This window comes from Actinocorallia longicatena (assembly GCF_039534125.1).
GTDB classification, from domain to species: Bacteria; Actinomycetota; Actinomycetes; order Streptosporangiales; family Streptosporangiaceae; genus Actinocorallia; species Actinocorallia longicatena.
Window position 1 is genome coordinate 154,118 of record NZ_BAAAUV010000005.1, and the last position, 14,938, is coordinate 169,055.

A 14,938-nucleotide genomic window follows, 5' to 3' on the forward strand; every position below is an offset into this window, starting at 1 on the left:
ACCTCTAACATGCCCTGGTCGTGATCGATTCTGCTACGATCCAGTCAAGCGCGGTGCGATCCTGTTCATCGATTTTGCTGAGGATTCTGAGGGCATTGAATTTGTGGTCGCTGCGAGCCTGTACAAGTTCCTAGTATTTCTACTGGAGGCGGAGCTCGAGATTCTGGCTGGCCCTTTCGCTGGTATTTTTTTCGAAATGTGAGAACCGGAGATTTTCTCATCCGTCGGGGCTTCGTTGTTGCCGTGGAATTCCTGAATTCGGTCCCAGTCGAATGATGCCTGATCCCGCCATCCGTAGGGGCAGGCATCGTGCTTTGCTGGCTGTTCGTGAAAACCCCGCGCCCAAGGCGAGGGAAGGCCCGTCCCGCGAAGGTGCGGGACGGGTGGAAGGACAGGGCGTCAGGTGGTGGGGAGGGATTGGGCCTTGGGGTTGCGGTGCCAGTCGGACCAGGTGGTGGTGTCGGAGCAGTAGGTGCAGGGGCCGGTGAACGCTGACTTCGCGGTGGGGTCGTTCATGAGGAAGGCGCGGAGCCAGGCGGTGGTGGGGCCGCGGAAGCCGCCGCCGTCGAGGGCCGTGGTGAAGTGGGTGGCGCCGCGGAGTTCGCCGTAGACGGCGGGGACGTGGTCGGAGTCGTTGTAGAAGGCGCGGACGAGGAAGGGGAAGACGATCACGTCGTACTGGCCGGCCAGGTAGAAGGTGGGCTCGTCCATCTGGTCGGGGTCGGCGAGGGGGCCGGGCTGGATGGCTACGACCGTGTCGACGCGGGGGTCGATGGCGGCGTTGATGGCGCCGGCGCCGCCCTGGGAGTGGCCTGCGGAGGCGATGTTGGCGAGGTCGACGTGCTGGTAGTAGAGGCTGCCGGGGTCGGTGTCGCGGGCGGTCAGTTCGTCGATGCCGTAGCGCATGGACAGGCCGGGGTTGGACTGGGTGGAGTTGGAGGCGGCGACGATGAAGCCGTGGCTGGCCCAGTGGCGTAGCAGGAGGGTGTAGGCGCCGGGGACGGCGAACGTTCCGTTGCCCCAGATGACCACCGGGTGGCGGCCGGTGAGGTTCTTCGGGCGGTAGAAGGTCGTGATCGCCTCGATGTCGACCTGGACCTCGTACGGGCCCGGGTCGGACCATGTGCGGGCGGCGGACGGGAGGGCGGCGGGGGTGGCGGCGCCTGCGGGGGGTGCCTGGAACAGGGCGGCCGCGACGAGTGCGGTCCCTGCCAGGGCGACGATTCTGCTCCTCATGGCGGTCATCCTGAACGCGGTCGCGGGCCGTGTCTGTCCGCAATCGCGGCAATCCTCAGGTGATCGGCTTGGGCGTTTTCACAGCGGCCGGCTCAGGTGAGCAGGTCGCGGGCGGTGAGGGCGGCCGTCAGGAGGCGGAAGCCGTCGGGATCGGCGGGGTCCAGTCCGGTGAGGGAGGCGATCCGGCGGAGGCGGTAGTCCAGGGTGTTGCGGTGGACGTGCAGTTCGAGCGCCGCCTGCCTGCGGTTGTGCCCGTGCAGGGCGACGATCCGGACGGTCTCCATCAGGTCGGGACGGCCCGCCAGGGGGTCCAGGCGCGCGGCGAGCTTGGTCAGGCCGCTGCCGGGACGGGCGAGCTGGTACTCCAGCAGCACGTCCTCGAGCCGGTACAGCCCGGCCGGACGGCGCAGCCGCACCACCAGGGCGGCCACCTCGCGGGCCTCGGCGGCGGCCGCGGGGATCTCCGCGATGTTCCCGGCGGGGGAGACGGCCGCCCGGGCCTGACGTTCGGCGGCCTTGCCGAGCAGGGCGACCAGTGCGGCCAGGTCGGGATCGGCGGGGCCGGGCAGCAGCAGGGTGCCGCCGTCCTCGTCGAAGGCGGCCAGCACATGGGTCTCGGCGTGCGCGGCGAGCGTCGCCTCCAGGTCGCGCAGGACCCGCCGGGTGTCCTCGATCCCGCGTTCCCGGCGGGCCCGAGGCGGGGTCAGGCGGAGCGCGACGACCGTGTAGGAGGAGGCCAGGGCCGTTCCGGCGCGGGCGGCCAGGTGCCGGGCGGGCTCCCCGGCGAGCAGCGCCGTGACCAGGGCCTGCCGGGCCTCGCGGCGCTCGCCGTAGAGCTGCTGCTGCTCCTGGACGTGCGCGAGGGTCACCGCGGGCACGATCGAGCGCAGGTAGCCCAGCAGGTGGAGGCCGAGGTCGTGCAGGTCGGCGGCGTCCTCGGGGCCGGCGTGGTCGGCGGCGGCCCGCCAGCACACCTCGATCGCCAGATGGTAGGCGGCCAGCGCGGCCTCCAGCGGGACGCCCTGCTCGGCCCGCTGAGCCGACCAGGTGATGATCTCCGCGCGCTCCTCGATGGTCGGGGTGCGGCACTGGCGCAGCGTCGCCAGGATGCCGCGCATGTTGGCCTCGACGGCCAGCCGGACGGGCCCGTCGAGGACCTCGCGCGGCTGGAGGGCGTAGAACGGCACCTGGCGCGCGAACTCCTCGACGACCCGCAGGGCCAGCCCGGGAGCCTGGTCGGCCAGCCAGGAGTGCAGACGGGGCTCGTCCAACGGATCTCCTCTCGCGGGGCGGGGAACCGATCGTCCTCCCGTCGGCCGGGCGAGTCCATGGTCGGCCGCCCCCGGAGGACGGCCCGCCGTTGTGCGCCTGCCCGAGGCGCTCACGACAGGCGCAGGCGCACCGAACGGACGGCCGCGTACAGGGCGGCGATGTCGCGGGGGTGGTCGAGGGACCGCCCGGTGAGGGAGGCGATCCTGTCGAGGCGGTTGCGGACGGTGTTGCGGTGGCAGAACAGGCGTGCCGCGACCTCGGTGGTGCTGCCGCCGGTCTCGAGCCAGGCCGTCAGGACCTCCAGCAGCGCGTCATGGTCGGGATGGGTGGTGAGCGCGCCGAGGACGGTGCCGGACAGGCGCGCCGCGAGATCGGTGCTGGCCACGACGAGGGCGGCGGCCGGGTCGACCTCCAGGGTGGTGGCGCCGCGGGCTTCGGGCGGGAGCGCGGCCCTGGCCAGCTCGGCCAGCCGGAGGGCCTCGGCGGTCTCGCGCAGGCCCTCGTAGTGCGGGCTGATCCCGGTGCGGCCCGAGGAGGCGAGGTCGAGGATCCCGGTGACCTGGGCGGGCGGCTGCCCGCCGGTGAGGGCGATGATCCCGGCGAGGTGGCCGGCGCGGGGCCGCCACACCGACCGCAGGCCGTGGTGGTGCAGGGCGTGTTCCAGGCCGGGGGAGTCGCGACGGTCGGCGACCGCGCACAGGTAGGGGCCGTGGTCGGGCAGGCCGATCGCGGCGGCGGTCCCGCCCAGCAGGCTCCAGTCGGCGGTGCGGCCTTCGAACAGCGCGTCCAGCAGGGCGAGGCGCTGACGTTCGTCGTCGCGGGCCAGGTCGATGAGGGTGTCGCGGTAGACCTCGTTGACGGTCTGCGAACTGGCGTCGCACAGGGCCCAGATCGTCATGGTCAGCGCGGCGATCGCGTCGAAGGTCATGCCGTCCAGGAGCCGGGCGCGGGCGATCATCGCCTCGCACAGCAGCCGGTAGCCGATGCGGTAGGCGTGCAGCAGCGTCCCGATCGGGACGCCCTGCGCCGCGCGGCGGCGGGCGTTCTCCCGGCTGGACTCGGTGCCGATGGGCAGCCCGCGGGCCAGGCAGGTGAGCTGTTCGCGCAGGATCTGCCCGTTGAACGCCCGGACGTCGGCGCGCCGCTCGGGGCCGAGCCCGGCATAGAAGGAGTCCTCGACGACGATCGTGGCGAAGACGTCGTCGGCCAGCCCCTCGACGGCCTCCAGCAACCCGCCCGCGATCTCACTGATCAGCGGGGACACCTCGATCCCCGCGGCCCGCTCGCTCATGGCGCGCAGTTTATTCACGGGGCGGTGCCAAACCGGTTACACGCCGTCCGCCCCGGGTCGGGTCGCGGTGGCGTCGAGGTGGCGGCGGGCCTGGGGGAGGTCCTTGGAGAGAGGGAACTGCAGGTCCAGGCCGGTGGTCTCCAGAAGGCGGGCGACCTTGGGCTGGACACCGCACATGACGAACGGCACGCCGCTCGCGGCGGTCCGCCGGTAGGCCGAGATGAGGAGTCTCAGCCCGCTGGAGTCGCAGAACTCCAGGCCGGACAGGTCGAGGATCACTCCGGTGGGCCCGGCGGTGGTGAGTACTTCCGCCAGCGCCGGGGAGAGGTCGTCGCTCGCGGTGTGGGAGTAGGACAGATCTCCGTGGATGCGCACCACGGTGTAGGGGCCGAGCGGGGAAGCGGTGAGGCGTGGCTCCGACATGCCTGAAACCTTTTCGACGCGGTGGAGATGAACGATCGCCCGCGGAGGGGCCGCGTTCTGGTGCGGCCCCTCCGCGGGTCCGATCAGGAGCTGATGACCTTGTGCGCGGGCCGGCCGCCGCCGCTGATGGAGATCTTGCGGGACTTGGCGTGCTCGGAGATCGGGATGCGCAGGGTCAGCACGCCGTCGGCGTACGAGGCGTCGATCCGCTCGGTGTCGAGGGTGTCACCCAGGAAGAGCTGGCGGGTGAAGGTGCCCGAAGGACGCTCGGAGGCGATCCATTCCACGCCCTCGCCGCTCTGGCGGCGCCTGTCGGCGCGCACGGTCAGGACGTTCCGCTCGATGTCCAGGTCGACGGCCTCGGGGTCGATGCCCGGCAGGTCGAACTGGACCACGAACTCCTCACCCTGGCGCCAGGCGTCCATCGGGACCGCCGTCGGCCGGTTCGTGGTGCCGAAGACCTGCTGGGACAGCCGGTCGAGCTCACGGAAGGGGTCGGTACGCATCAGCATCGCGGAGTTCCTCCTTTGATGTCATGGCCGCTGAACTGACACATATTGATATACCCCAACGCCGTTAACTTGACAAGTCGCCGCTCAACTCCGGCGACGACTCCATTCCTATAGACACTGGTGTCTTTATGGGTTTGCCTGGATGATGTCGGTATGAGATCACTTCGCGTGCGGGCGGTCGTCGCGGCCGTCGTCCTCGTCGGTTCGGCCCCCCCTGCCGCCGTGCACGCCGCGGCGGCGCCAGCGCCGCTGAGGGACGTGCCGCTGCCGTTCCTGTGGCCCAGGGCGGAGGTGTCCAGCGTCGCCGCGGTCTCCGGCACCGAGGCCTGGGTGACCGGGGGGCAGGGGCGGGTCGGCGGCAGCGCGGGCAATCCGGTGGTCCGCCACCGGGTCGGATCGCAGTGGAAGGAGTACCCGCTCGGAGGCTGGTCGGGGAACGGCTACGTCTCCCAGGTCGTCGCGCACGGCGGCGAGGTCTGGGTGCGGGGACTCCAGGATCCCGCGGGAACGGCGCGCCTGTACCTGGCGCGGTTCGACGGGACGGCGTTCCGGCCCGTCGCGCCGCCGGCGGAGATCGCCTCCGCCCATGACGTCGCCCTGTGGGGCGGCCCGGCCGGGGTGTGGATCCGGGTCGGAGTCGAAGCCGGGGAGAACGAGATCCGGCCGGCGCTGTTCCGGCGCACCGGCGGATCCTGGACGGCCGACCCTGTCGTCGAGCGGCTGAACCTGGGCGGGCTGTCGGATCTGCAGGCCGTCAGCGCCACCGAGGCGTGGGCCGGAGCCTGCCGCTGGAACGCCGTCATCGGTGCCCTGGAATCGGTGACGCTCCGGTGGGACGGCTCCACCTGGACCACGCTGCCCCCGCTGCCGTCCGAAGGCTGCGACACCAGCGTCGCGCCCGCCGGGGGCGGCACCGCCTGGACGCTCACCTGGAACGCCACCCTGCACCACTGGAACGGCACGTCGTGGACCACGGCCCCCGCCGGCCCCTTCAGCACCAACGGCAAGAAGGTGCGCCTGGACGGGGACGGCAACCCGCTCGTCACCGTCAACAACGCGATCATCTACGGGCTCGCACCGCTGCTGCGCTACGCCGACGGTCAGTGGCAGACCTTCCCCACCCCGGTCACCACCTGGACGAGCGACTTCTCCGTCGCCCCCGGAGGGCGGATCTGGGTGGCCGGCGCCACCCGGATCGACTCACCCGTGTTCCTCACCTCGCCCTGACGACGGGCGGACCGGCGAGAGGGAAGGACGTCGCCCCGGTGACGTCCTTCCACCGGAGGCGTCAGGGAAGCGGTACGTCCGTCTTCGCGGTGAGGCCGAGGACGGTCACGTCCGTACTGAGGAAGCCGCCACCGGGGAGGTTCCAGTCGCGTTCCTTGAAGGTGGGGTTCTGCCCGAGATTGATCACGAAGGTCCAGGCGGAGCCGTTCCAGCGGTAGAGCGGGTAGGTGGTGGGGCCCCGCGGGCCCTCCATCGGGCAGTAGCACAGGGACGTCACGTAGTAGACGGAGCCGTCGTGCTCGTAGGAGTGGATCGTCTGGACCGAGGAGGCGGTGGTCGCCTCCCAGACGCCGCCCGTGAGGCGGAGGACGGGGCCGGAGCCGGGGAAGGCCCAGATGTCGGTGTCGGAGACGACCAGCTTGGACGCCACCGGGGGAGGTGCGATCTCGGTCCAGGTGGAACCGTCCCAGTGGGTGATCCGGTCGGAGGAGCCGGTCGTGTAGGCGTAGATGTCGGTCAGGGAACGGATCTTCATCCTGCCCCTGAGGGTGTCCGGCCAGCCGGGCGGTGACGTCAGGGCCGTCGCCCACTGGGCACCGGCCGCCAGCTTCATCAACCGGACGTTCTGGCGGAAGACGGTGTCGGAGCCGAGGACCTGGACCTCCTCGCAGCCCGTGCTGAGGCCGACGGACCGGCTCGTCCAGGACTGGCCGTCGAAGTGGGCCGCCCAGGAACTGCTGGAGCCCCACTGGAAGGTGCGTCCGCAGGCCCAGACGTCGGACGGGCCGCCGGAGTCCAGGGAGAGGATCTCGCCTTCGCCCGTCATGCCCGGGGTCGGCTGGGTGGCCCAGCCCGTCCCGCCGGTCCAGCGCTGGAGAACGGGCTTGGGATTGAGGGTGAAGATCTGGCTGTTCGGGATCGGGTTGCCAGCGGTGTCGGTCTGGGGAGTGCTGTTGATCAGCGCCCCCTGGTAACCGGCGAGCCAGGCCTCTCCGGCCCCGGTCGCCTCGACGTCATGGACGGCCCGCTCAGGGCCCCAGGTGAAGTTCGGGTTGATCTGCCGCCACACCGGAGGATCGCCGGCGGCGGGTCCGGAGACCACGGCCGCGGCCACCACCGCCGCCACGAGTATCGCTCGTCTTCTCATGCCCCCACCCTGGGCTCCCCCCACCCACGTTTCATGGGCGAACCCGACGAACTTCCCACCCCCCGTCGTCCGATCCACCAACCCGGCCCAGGCCCCTGGATCTTCGGGGCGTCCGGTGTCCGGAGCAGGACTCATGATCTGGGATCGGTGCGTCTTTCGATGCCTCTGTGGTTTCTCCGGTCCCACGGGTAACTCTGCTGTCTCCTTTCATCATGATTGAAAGGAATGGTGTCCTGGTGCACCTCTGGCCGCGCTGGCATCATCGGGTCATGCCTCAGGGGTCCAGCGGGGATGAATTCGATGAATTCTCGCCTTTGCAGCAGCCGACCACCCTCGGATATGTGTTCTCGACGAGGGACGCCCACACGATCGCGGCGCCGTTGCTGGTCGCGGCGGCCCTGTCGCTGGCGGGTGTGGTGGCAGGGGCCAGCGACGCGACCTTCCGCTGGCCCGGGCCGACGCTCCTGCTCCTCGTGATCACCTCGCTCCTGCTCGTCGCGAGCATTCAGCTGCAATACCTGGCCCGGCAGTTCCTCTATTCCCGGGCCGACATCGACGACTGGTATCCGCCTGGCCTCAGCGGACAGAAGAAGCGCTACCAGCTCCTGTGTAAATGGCAGGGGGACGACTACGCGACGTGGAAAAAATTCAACGACATATCTGTCATGTGTTTCAACGTCGGGACGGTCTTCCTCGGTAGCGGCATCTTCGCCGCCCTGCTCCCGGCGGACGGGAACAAGCAGCCGGGCTGGCGGCTGGTGGCCGCGTGCCTCGTCCTGGCCGCCTCGGTGGCCGACGTCGTGTGGACTCTGTGGCTCTACCGGTGGAACACCGTGACCAGTCTGGAGCGCGGAGACGAGCTCGCGAATCTCGAAGAAGAAGAGGAGACATCATGACCGTCCATGGAATGACGCTTCCGGGCCACCCTCCTGCGCCCAAGAACGGCTGCCGCGCCTGCGGTGCGACGCTCGGCAGGCCGAGCGGCGACGACACCTGGGATGCGTGGAACAGCGCGGCCGACCAGGGCGGACAGGTTCTGGCCGACTACGTCCGTGAACACAGCGGAGTCAGCCACCGCTCCGGATGCCCGTTCAAGGACCTGCCGTTGTCGGTGCTGCGCAAGTTCGCCGGGAGCTGGGACAAGCTCATCGCGCAGGCCCGGCGTCTCTGACACCCTCCGGGCCGTCCTGGCTGACTAGCATTGCTCGGATGGCGGGTACGGGCGTGCGGCGTCGTGGGCGGGCGTGGTTCGGGCTGGTCGCGCTGGCGGCCGGGAGCTTCGTCATCGGGGACGTCCATGAGCGGCTGCGGGAGGCCGTCGCGTGGGTGGGGGGCCACTGGCCCTGGCTGGTGCTCGGGTGGGCTGGGGCCAATGTGGTCAGGTCGGCGGTCGCCGCGGGATCGCTCATCGCTCCCGCGCTGCTGGTGGCTGCCGCGCTGGCCGGGCTCGGGCTCGTAGGCGTGGAGATTCTGATCGACGTGCTGGCGCCGGCCCTCCTGATCACGGTCGGTGCGGTGTTGGTGCGGTCGTCGGCGGAGCCGGGGGTTGGGGCCTGGACGCGGGTCCTGGTGTCGGGAAGGGTGACGGCACCCGCGGAGGTCGGGCACGAGACACCCCACGCGAGATTCGCGATCCGGGCCGTGGCGGGGGAGGTCCGTGCCGATTTCGCGGGCTCGGTCCTGGCCGGGGGAATGGACCTGGAGGTGACGGCGATCGCGGGCCATGTGCATCTGACCGTCCCGAGGAGCTGGCCGGTCGTGGTGCGGACGGCCGGAACGGTCTTCACCCACGTCTCCGACACCGGGCCCCGATCCGGCGACGCGGCCGCGGAGGTCGGGCTGCACCTGCTCGGGCTATGCGGCGCCGTCAGTCTCGTCCGGGTCTGACCGTCCGTGATCGTAGGGGAGGCCGACGTCCTGACCGGCCATCCCGGCTGATATCGACTGGAAGACCTCCCACTCGGAGTCGCGATCGGGCAGCGGGAGATGCAGGGCAGTGACGAGGTCGAAGCGGTGCAGGTCGTAGACGACCCACATCAGGCCCGCATAGGTCTGGGCGGCCGTCACGGCGCCCTTGTAGGCCAGTACGGCTCCCGCAGAGCACAAGAGGGGCGCCCACCAGGTCCGCGGTTCGTCGTGCAGGGCGAAGGCCAGCAGCAGAACGCAGCCCGCGAAGCTGTGGCAGAGATTGACCGAGGCGTCGAGCATGGTCCGGGCGGAGCCCAGCGCCTCCGAGAGCGGTTTGGACATCTGCGGATATATCCGCGGCCACGACGACAGGGTTGTCAGCCCGTACCTCTCTCCCGCGCTGAGCTCTCCGGCCCGCAGCGCGTTGCCCAGCGCGGTGGGCAGGAGGACGTCACCCGGCGGAAGGGCGGCCAGCCGACGTGCGGCGAGGGCGTGCACCCGTGCCTGGTCGGCGTTCCGTTTCAGCCCGCGTACCTGTTCGGGCAGGGTGCGGTTCGCCGCGTTCTCCTCGCCGTCGCCGTCGCCGTCGCCGTCGCCGTCGCCGTCGCCGTCGCCGATGGCGGGAAGGCGGTCGAGGCGTTCCCGTCTGCGCCGCTGGAATTCGACGAGGACCTCGGAGAGGCGGGCGGTGGGCGTCCACCGGTCCCAGTACCCCTCCAGGAGGCGAACGGCCCGGACCTGGAACGGGTGGAGGAGCAGGCCGAGGACGGCGGCGCAGACGCTGATCCCGAGGACTGATCCCACCACGCCTGCCGGGGTCCTGGGCAGGGGCTGCCCCGTCCGGCCGGAGAAGCTGCCGGCGGCGATCAGCGTCCACAAGCAGGCCACGAAGACGGCATGAGGCACGAAGCTCACAGCCACCATTCGCCGCATGCGACGCACCCTTCCCGGGATCCCCGCGGAGCGTCCATTATGGCCGTTCGGCGCAGGCCTCCGGGCTCGGCCCGTCCCGAACGGCCACCGTCCGACGCGGCCGTGGGACGGCTCAGGTGGGGAGGTCGCTGTCGCCTTCGAGGTTCTCGATCACCTGGCGGAGGACGTTGATCATGGTGACGAAGTCGGCGGGGTCGATGTTCTGGAGCATCTTTGTGTGGACCTCGGCGTTGCGGTCGCGGGCTCGGTCCAGGGCGAGACGGCCGGCGTCGGTGAGGGCGAAGGTGCCGTTCTCCACGAGCCATCCGCGGGCGATCAGGTCGTCGTAGACGTCGTCGAACGTGCCGGTGGGCATGAAGTCGGCGAAGCGGCTCAGCTTCGTGGTCAGGGTGGTCCGGTTCCAGGTGCCGGGGGCTCCCGACACGTGGTTCAGGGTCCACCAGTGGGGTTGGGTCAGGGCCTCCACGGCGAGGGCTCCGCGGATTCCCGCCAGGACCCTCTTGGACGCCTCCGTGCTCCAGTAACCGGTCGGCTGGCGTGCGACGTCTTCCGGTGCGTAGGTCCTCATGCGCCGACCGTAGAACGTGAAGCGGACTTCAAGTCAACGGGTGGCGAAGACGGGCGCCGACCGCCCCGCGAGGAGAGTCCGGTCCTGGACACGGCGGCAACGGGGCGCGGCGGAGGGGCGTCGAAGTGGTGCGGTGAGGAGGAGCGATGGTCGCGGAAGCGCTGGTGGCGGGGGATCCGCAGGAGATCGGGGGGTACTGGCTGGCGGGGCGGCTGGGCGCCGGGGGACAGGGCGTGGTCTACGAGGCGTACGGAGCCGACGGGGTGCGGGTGGCGGTCAAGGCGCTGCACGGGGAGTACGCAGGGAAGGGGCTCTCCCGGGAGGCCGCGGCCGTCGGGCAGGTGGCGTCGTTCTGCACGGCCAGGGTGATCGAGGTCGAGGCGGAGGGGGCGCGGCCGTACATCGTCAGCGAGTTCGTGCCGGGCCCGGATCTCGCGGCGGCGGTCGACGCGGGCGGGCCGCTGGAGGAGGGGGATCTGCTCCGGCTGGCGATCGGGATCGCCACCGCGCTCGTCGCGATCCACCGGGCCGGGGTCGTGCACCGGGACCTGAAGCCCGCGAACGTGCTCCTGGGCCCCGACGGCCCCCGAGTGATCGACTTCGGGATCGCCCGTACCGAGGACATGTCGCGGACCGCGGCGGGAGTCCTCAGGGGCACGCCCCGCTACATGGCGCCGGAGGCGTTCCAGGGCGCCGCCGCGGGGCCCGAGGTCGACGTGTGGGCCTGGGGTGCGGTCGTGTACTTCGCCGCGCTCGGCCGGCCGCCGTTCACCGGCGCGTCGCTGGCCGTCATCGCGCACAGCGCCCTCCACGACCGGCCGGACCTCGACGGCCTCCCGCCGTCGCTGCGCCCGGCCGTGACCGCCGCCCTCGCCAAGGATCCGGCGGAGCGGCCCACCGCCCACCGGCTGCTGCTCGACCTGGTCGGCGGGGACGGCGCCGCCGACGACCTGCTGGCCGCGGGGGCGTCCGCGGCGGGCGAGGTGCGGCCGCCCGACGAGACGGTCGCCGAACCGTCCCTGGACGAGCTGGCCGAACGCGTCTACCAGGGCCTGGACACCGACGCCAGGACGGCAGCCCCCCGCGTCCTGCTGCGGATGGTGATCCCCGGAGAGACCGCGGAGGGCACGCTGCGCGGCGCCGGGCGCGCGGAGTTCTCCGACGGCCGGACCGGCGAGGACGCCATCGACGCCGTCATCGGGGCGTTCACCGACGCCGGGCTCCTGACCTCCGCCGGAGGCCGGGTCGAGATCGTCACCGCGGCGCTGCTGCGCGCCTGGCCCCGGCTGCGCTTCTGGATCGACGGCGAGCGGGCCGGTCTCGCGGTCCACCGCTCCCTCACCGACGCCGCCCTGCTGTGGGACCGGCACGGCCGCAAACCGGGCGATCTCTACCAGGGCACCCCGCTGGAGCTGGCCCGCGAGTGGGCCGCCACAGGACGCGACCATCTCGTGCTGAACGTCGCGGAACGCGATTTCCTGAGTGCGGCCGCCGCGCTCGCCGGGTTCCGTTCCCGGCGGCGCGCCGTGCTCGGCGCCGTCCTGGCGATGCTGCTCGTGGTCGCGCTCGGCGCGGTCGCGGTGGCCGTCGACCGGGGCAGGACGGTGGCCGCCCAGCGGGACGAGGCCGTCGCGAGACGCCTGGCGGTCCTGGCGGCGGGCCTGCGCCGCAGCGACCCGCGCACCGGGATGCGGCTCGCCGTCGCGGCGGCGAGCCTGGCCGACCTGCCCGAGACGCGTGCCGAGCTGCTGGCCCAGGCCTACCAGTGGGAGGCCGACGTCTTCGCCCCGCCCGGGGTCGTGCGCTCGGGCATCATCTCGGCGCTGAGCGACGACGGCCTCGTCTTCGTCATCTCCGAGCCCGGCCGGGTCCGGGCATGGGACGTCGGCGCCCGCGCCCCGCTCGCCGAACTGGACACCGGGGAGGCGGCGGCCGTGCCGGTCTCGGTCTCCGCCGACGGCGGCCTCGTCGCCCTCGGCTCCCTCACCGACGGCACGCCCAGCCGCCTGTGGGACGTCCGGACGGGCTCCGTCCGGACCCTCGGCTTCAGCTCCGGGGACCGGCGGACCGGCCTCAGCCCGCGCGGCGGCTACCTGCTCGCCCTCGTCGCCGGAAGCCACCAGATCTGGAACACCCGCACCGGAGCCCTGGTCCACCGGGGAAGCGGCCTGGCCGGATGGGCCTTCGCCCCCGACGACTCCCGGGTGGCACTGAGCCTCGACGGCGGCGTGGAGTTCCGCGGCCTCGCCGACGGAAGGAAGCTGCCGGCCCCGTGGCGGTCCGAGCCGGTCGAGAGCGAACCCGGCTCCATGACCTTCAGCGCCGACGGCCGATGGTTCGCGCTGACCCACGAGCGCCGGGCGCGGATCCTCGATCTGACCACCGGCACCTGGCGGCCCGACATCGAGGTCACCGGCGCCGGATGGCCGTCGGTGCGCCTCAGCTCGGACGGCCGGTTCGCCGCCCTCGACCGGGTGCTGTGGGAGGCCGGGGGCGAACGGCCCCTGCTGCGCTATCCGCCGGGGAATCCGCGCTGCGCCCAGGTCCGCTTCATCCCCGGCGACCGGGGGCTGCGCTGTGTGAACCAGGACCACGCCGTCGTCTCGCTCGACGTCGGGACGCTCACCGGCCGCCCGTCCGCGGAGGAGCCGGTCGAGGACGTCTCCCTCAGCCGCGACGGAACGGTCACGGCGACCAGATCGGGGACGGACGTCCGCGTCTGGGAGGCCGGCGAGGAGGCGGGCACCGGCGTCCTCGCCTCACCCGGCTTCGCCCCGGTCGGGCTCGCGGGCTCGCACTCCCTGAAACTCAGCCCCGACGGAACCCTCCTGGCGGTCACCGCCGCGGGAAAGAAGATCGAGATCTGGGACCGCAGGAACCGCACCCTGGTGTGGTCGTTCCCCTACGAGCTCTCCGGCGGCAAAGTCTCGGACCTGGCGTTCTCTCCCGACGCGGCGGCGCTCGCCGTCGTCACCCGCGGTCCCGACGGCGGGGGCGGTCTCGAACTGTGGGACCTCAGGGGCAGGACCCTGCTGCGGACGATCGACGTCCCGGCGGCTCCGGCCGACTCCCAGGGCGACCTGCTCGGCATCAGCGCCAGGCACGCGGTGTTCCGCCCGGACGGCGCCGCCGTCGCCGCGGGCGGCATCGGCCTGGTCGCCTTCCCGTCAGGGGAGCCGCTGCTCGCCGGCCACGACCTCCGGCACATCCTCGCGCTGAGCCCGGACGGGGCCTCGGCCGTCACCGGGAAGCAGAACGACGTCCTGCTCTGGGACGCCCGCACCGGCCGGCTCCGGGGGCTGCCGCTGCGCGGCCACGGCGCCGAGATCACCGCCGCGGCCTTCTCCGCCGACGGATCGCTCCTCGCCACCGGAGACCGGGACGGCGCGGTCCGTCTCTGGGACACCGCCACGGGCCGTCCTCACGGCGGCGCGCTGCCCGGCCACTCCTCCACCGTCCTCGCCCTGGCCTTCGACGGCGCCTCCCTGCTGTCCGGTAGCGCCACCTCGGCCCGCCGCACCCACAACCTCGACACCGGCCGCCTGCTCAGGGCCGTCTGCGCGAGGTCCGGCGACCTCACCCGCACCGAATGGAAGACCCACATCCCCGAGCTCACTCCCCGTTCCACCTGCCGCCCCCCGGGTTGAGGACGCCGATCCCGGCGGGCCCGAGCGGCGGAACACGAGGTCAGCCGGCCTTGCGTGCCAGGACGAGACAGCACAGAGGGCCACCGCCGGGGCGCCGGCCGAGCGCCGGGAGCGGGGCCGTCCCCACGGCGAATCCGGCCGCCGCCAGCTCGTCGAGGATCGGGTGGAGCGGCTGCGTGCGGTAGTACATGACGAACGGGGGGCGCCGCACGGTGTTGCGGGCGCGCATGGCGAGGTCGAAGGCGAGCAGCATCCAGTACCAGCGCGAGGTGACGGGCTGCGGGGCGCTGAGCGGGAAGGCGAACAGGCCGCCGGGCAGCAGGGCGCGGTGCACCCCCGCGAAGAGCGCGGGACGTTCGGCGGGGAGGAAGTGCCCGAGCGCTCCGAAGCTGACGGCGAGGCCGAATTCCTCGCGGAACGGCAGCTCCCGGACATCGGCCCGGACCCACGCGACGTCCGGACGCGCCCCGCGCGCCTGCGCGAGCATGCCGGCGCTGAAGTCGACCCCGGTGATCTGTTCGCCGCACAGTGGATCCAGGACCCGCAGGCCCGCCCCGGTGCCGCAGCACACGTCCAGCCCCCGGCCGAACGGCCCGAGCGGGCGCAGGGCCTCGGCGGTCGCGTCGAGAACGCTCCCGGGAGTGCGGAAGGGCGTGTGGTCGAATTTCGGGGCGAGCAGGTCGTAGCCGTCCTCGACCGAGGACAGCGCCTGAACCGCCAGCTCCCGCAGGGACGGACCTCGAGGTGAGAACACCGCCCAAGGCTACTTCCGCG

Annotated in this window: 14 protein-coding genes; 5 read left to right on the forward strand and 9 right to left on the reverse strand. The window is 72.0% G+C overall.

Annotated features, from left to right (window positions below):
• Window positions 1-399: 399 nt before the first annotated feature.
• The 5 genes from ABD785_RS11555 to ABD785_RS11575 all read right to left on the reverse strand — a co-directional run bounded on the left by ABD785_RS11555 (window position 400) and on the right by ABD785_RS11575 (window position 4,734).
• Entirely contained in the window at window positions 400-1,236 is an 837-nt protein-coding gene (locus tag ABD785_RS11555; RefSeq protein ID WP_344826001.1) for a poly(ethylene terephthalate) hydrolase family protein, read from the reverse strand.
• Window positions 1,237-1,328: 92 nt separating this feature from the next.
• Window positions 1,329-2,507 (reverse strand): PucR family transcriptional regulator, encoded by a 1,179-nt coding sequence (locus ABD785_RS11560; RefSeq protein WP_344826003.1) that lies wholly within the window; start codon window positions 2,505-2,507, stop codon window positions 1,329-1,331.
• A gap of 110 nt (window positions 2,508-2,617) precedes the next feature.
• The gene (locus tag ABD785_RS11565; protein WP_344826006.1) at window positions 2,618-3,799 is read right to left on the reverse strand and encodes a PucR family transcriptional regulator; all 1,182 of its coding nucleotides are present in this window, start codon (window positions 3,797-3,799) and stop codon (window positions 2,618-2,620) included.
• 36 nt (window positions 3,800-3,835) lie between these two features.
• The gene (locus ABD785_RS11570; protein WP_344826009.1) at window positions 3,836-4,222 is read right to left on the reverse strand and encodes an STAS domain-containing protein; all 387 of its coding nucleotides are present in this window, start codon (window positions 4,220-4,222) and stop codon (window positions 3,836-3,838) included.
• An 83-nt stretch (window positions 4,223-4,305) separates the two neighbouring features.
• Window positions 4,306-4,734 carry an Hsp20/alpha crystallin family protein gene (locus ABD785_RS11575; RefSeq protein WP_344826011.1) on the reverse strand — a complete coding sequence of 143 codons (429 nt, stop codon included), beginning with the start codon at window positions 4,732-4,734 and terminating at the stop codon, window positions 4,306-4,308.
• Window positions 4,735-4,887: 153 nt separating this feature from the next.
• On the opposite strand from ABD785_RS11575, the gene ABD785_RS11580 reads away from it, so the two are divergent.
• A complete protein-coding gene (locus ABD785_RS11580; RefSeq protein ID WP_344826014.1) occupies window positions 4,888-5,961 on the forward strand; it encodes a beta propeller repeat protein in 1,074 nt (357 codons plus the stop codon).
• 61 nt (window positions 5,962-6,022) lie between these two features.
• Here the strand turns inward: ABD785_RS11580 and ABD785_RS11585 are convergent, their stop codons facing one another.
• The gene (locus ABD785_RS11585) at window positions 6,023-7,108 is read right to left on the reverse strand and encodes a hypothetical protein (RefSeq protein WP_344826017.1); all 1,086 of its coding nucleotides are present in this window, start codon (window positions 7,106-7,108) and stop codon (window positions 6,023-6,025) included.
• Between the two features lie 269 nt (window positions 7,109-7,377).
• Here ABD785_RS11585 and ABD785_RS11590 point away from each other — a divergent pair, with 269 nt between their 5' ends.
• From ABD785_RS11590 to ABD785_RS11600, 3 genes are read left to right on the forward strand one after another with little or no spacing between them, the layout of a single operon-like run.
• A complete protein-coding gene (locus ABD785_RS11590) occupies window positions 7,378-8,004 on the forward strand; it encodes a hypothetical protein (RefSeq protein ID WP_344826020.1) in 627 nt (208 codons plus the stop codon).
• Window positions 8,001-8,279, forward strand: a complete 279-nt coding sequence (locus ABD785_RS11595; protein WP_344826023.1) for a hypothetical protein — start codon at window positions 8,001-8,003, stop codon at window positions 8,277-8,279. Before ABD785_RS11590 ends, ABD785_RS11595 begins: the two co-directional genes overlap by 4 nt.
• Before the next feature lie 38 nt (window positions 8,280-8,317).
• Window positions 8,318-8,995, forward strand: a complete 678-nt coding sequence (locus ABD785_RS11600) for a hypothetical protein (RefSeq protein ID WP_344826026.1) — start codon at window positions 8,318-8,320, stop codon at window positions 8,993-8,995.
• Here the strand turns inward: ABD785_RS11600 and ABD785_RS11605 are convergent.
• Both ABD785_RS11605 and ABD785_RS11610 read right to left on the reverse strand, forming a co-directional pair.
• Window positions 8,963-9,940 (reverse strand): hypothetical protein, encoded by a 978-nt coding sequence (locus ABD785_RS11605; RefSeq protein WP_344826029.1) that lies wholly within the window; start codon window positions 9,938-9,940, stop codon window positions 8,963-8,965. The two genes, ABD785_RS11600 and ABD785_RS11605, sit on opposite strands and share 33 nt — an antisense overlap.
• A 121-nt stretch (window positions 9,941-10,061) precedes the next feature.
• Window positions 10,062-10,517, reverse strand: a complete 456-nt coding sequence (locus tag ABD785_RS11610) for a MarR family transcriptional regulator (RefSeq protein ID WP_344826031.1) — start codon at window positions 10,515-10,517, stop codon at window positions 10,062-10,064.
• A gap of 146 nt (window positions 10,518-10,663) precedes the next feature.
• Between ABD785_RS11610 and ABD785_RS11615 the strand changes: the two genes are divergently transcribed.
• On the forward strand, window positions 10,664-14,164 hold the full coding sequence (locus ABD785_RS11615; protein WP_344826034.1) for a protein kinase domain-containing protein: 3,501 nt from the start codon (window positions 10,664-10,666) through the stop codon (window positions 14,162-14,164).
• Between the two features lie 40 nt (window positions 14,165-14,204).
• Here ABD785_RS11615 and ABD785_RS11620 read toward each other — a convergent pair whose 3' ends face one another.
• Window positions 14,205-14,918, reverse strand: coding sequence for a class I SAM-dependent DNA methyltransferase (locus ABD785_RS11620; RefSeq protein WP_344826037.1), 714 nt, complete (start codon window positions 14,916-14,918; stop codon window positions 14,205-14,207).
• Between the last annotated feature and the right edge of the window lie 20 nt (window positions 14,919-14,938).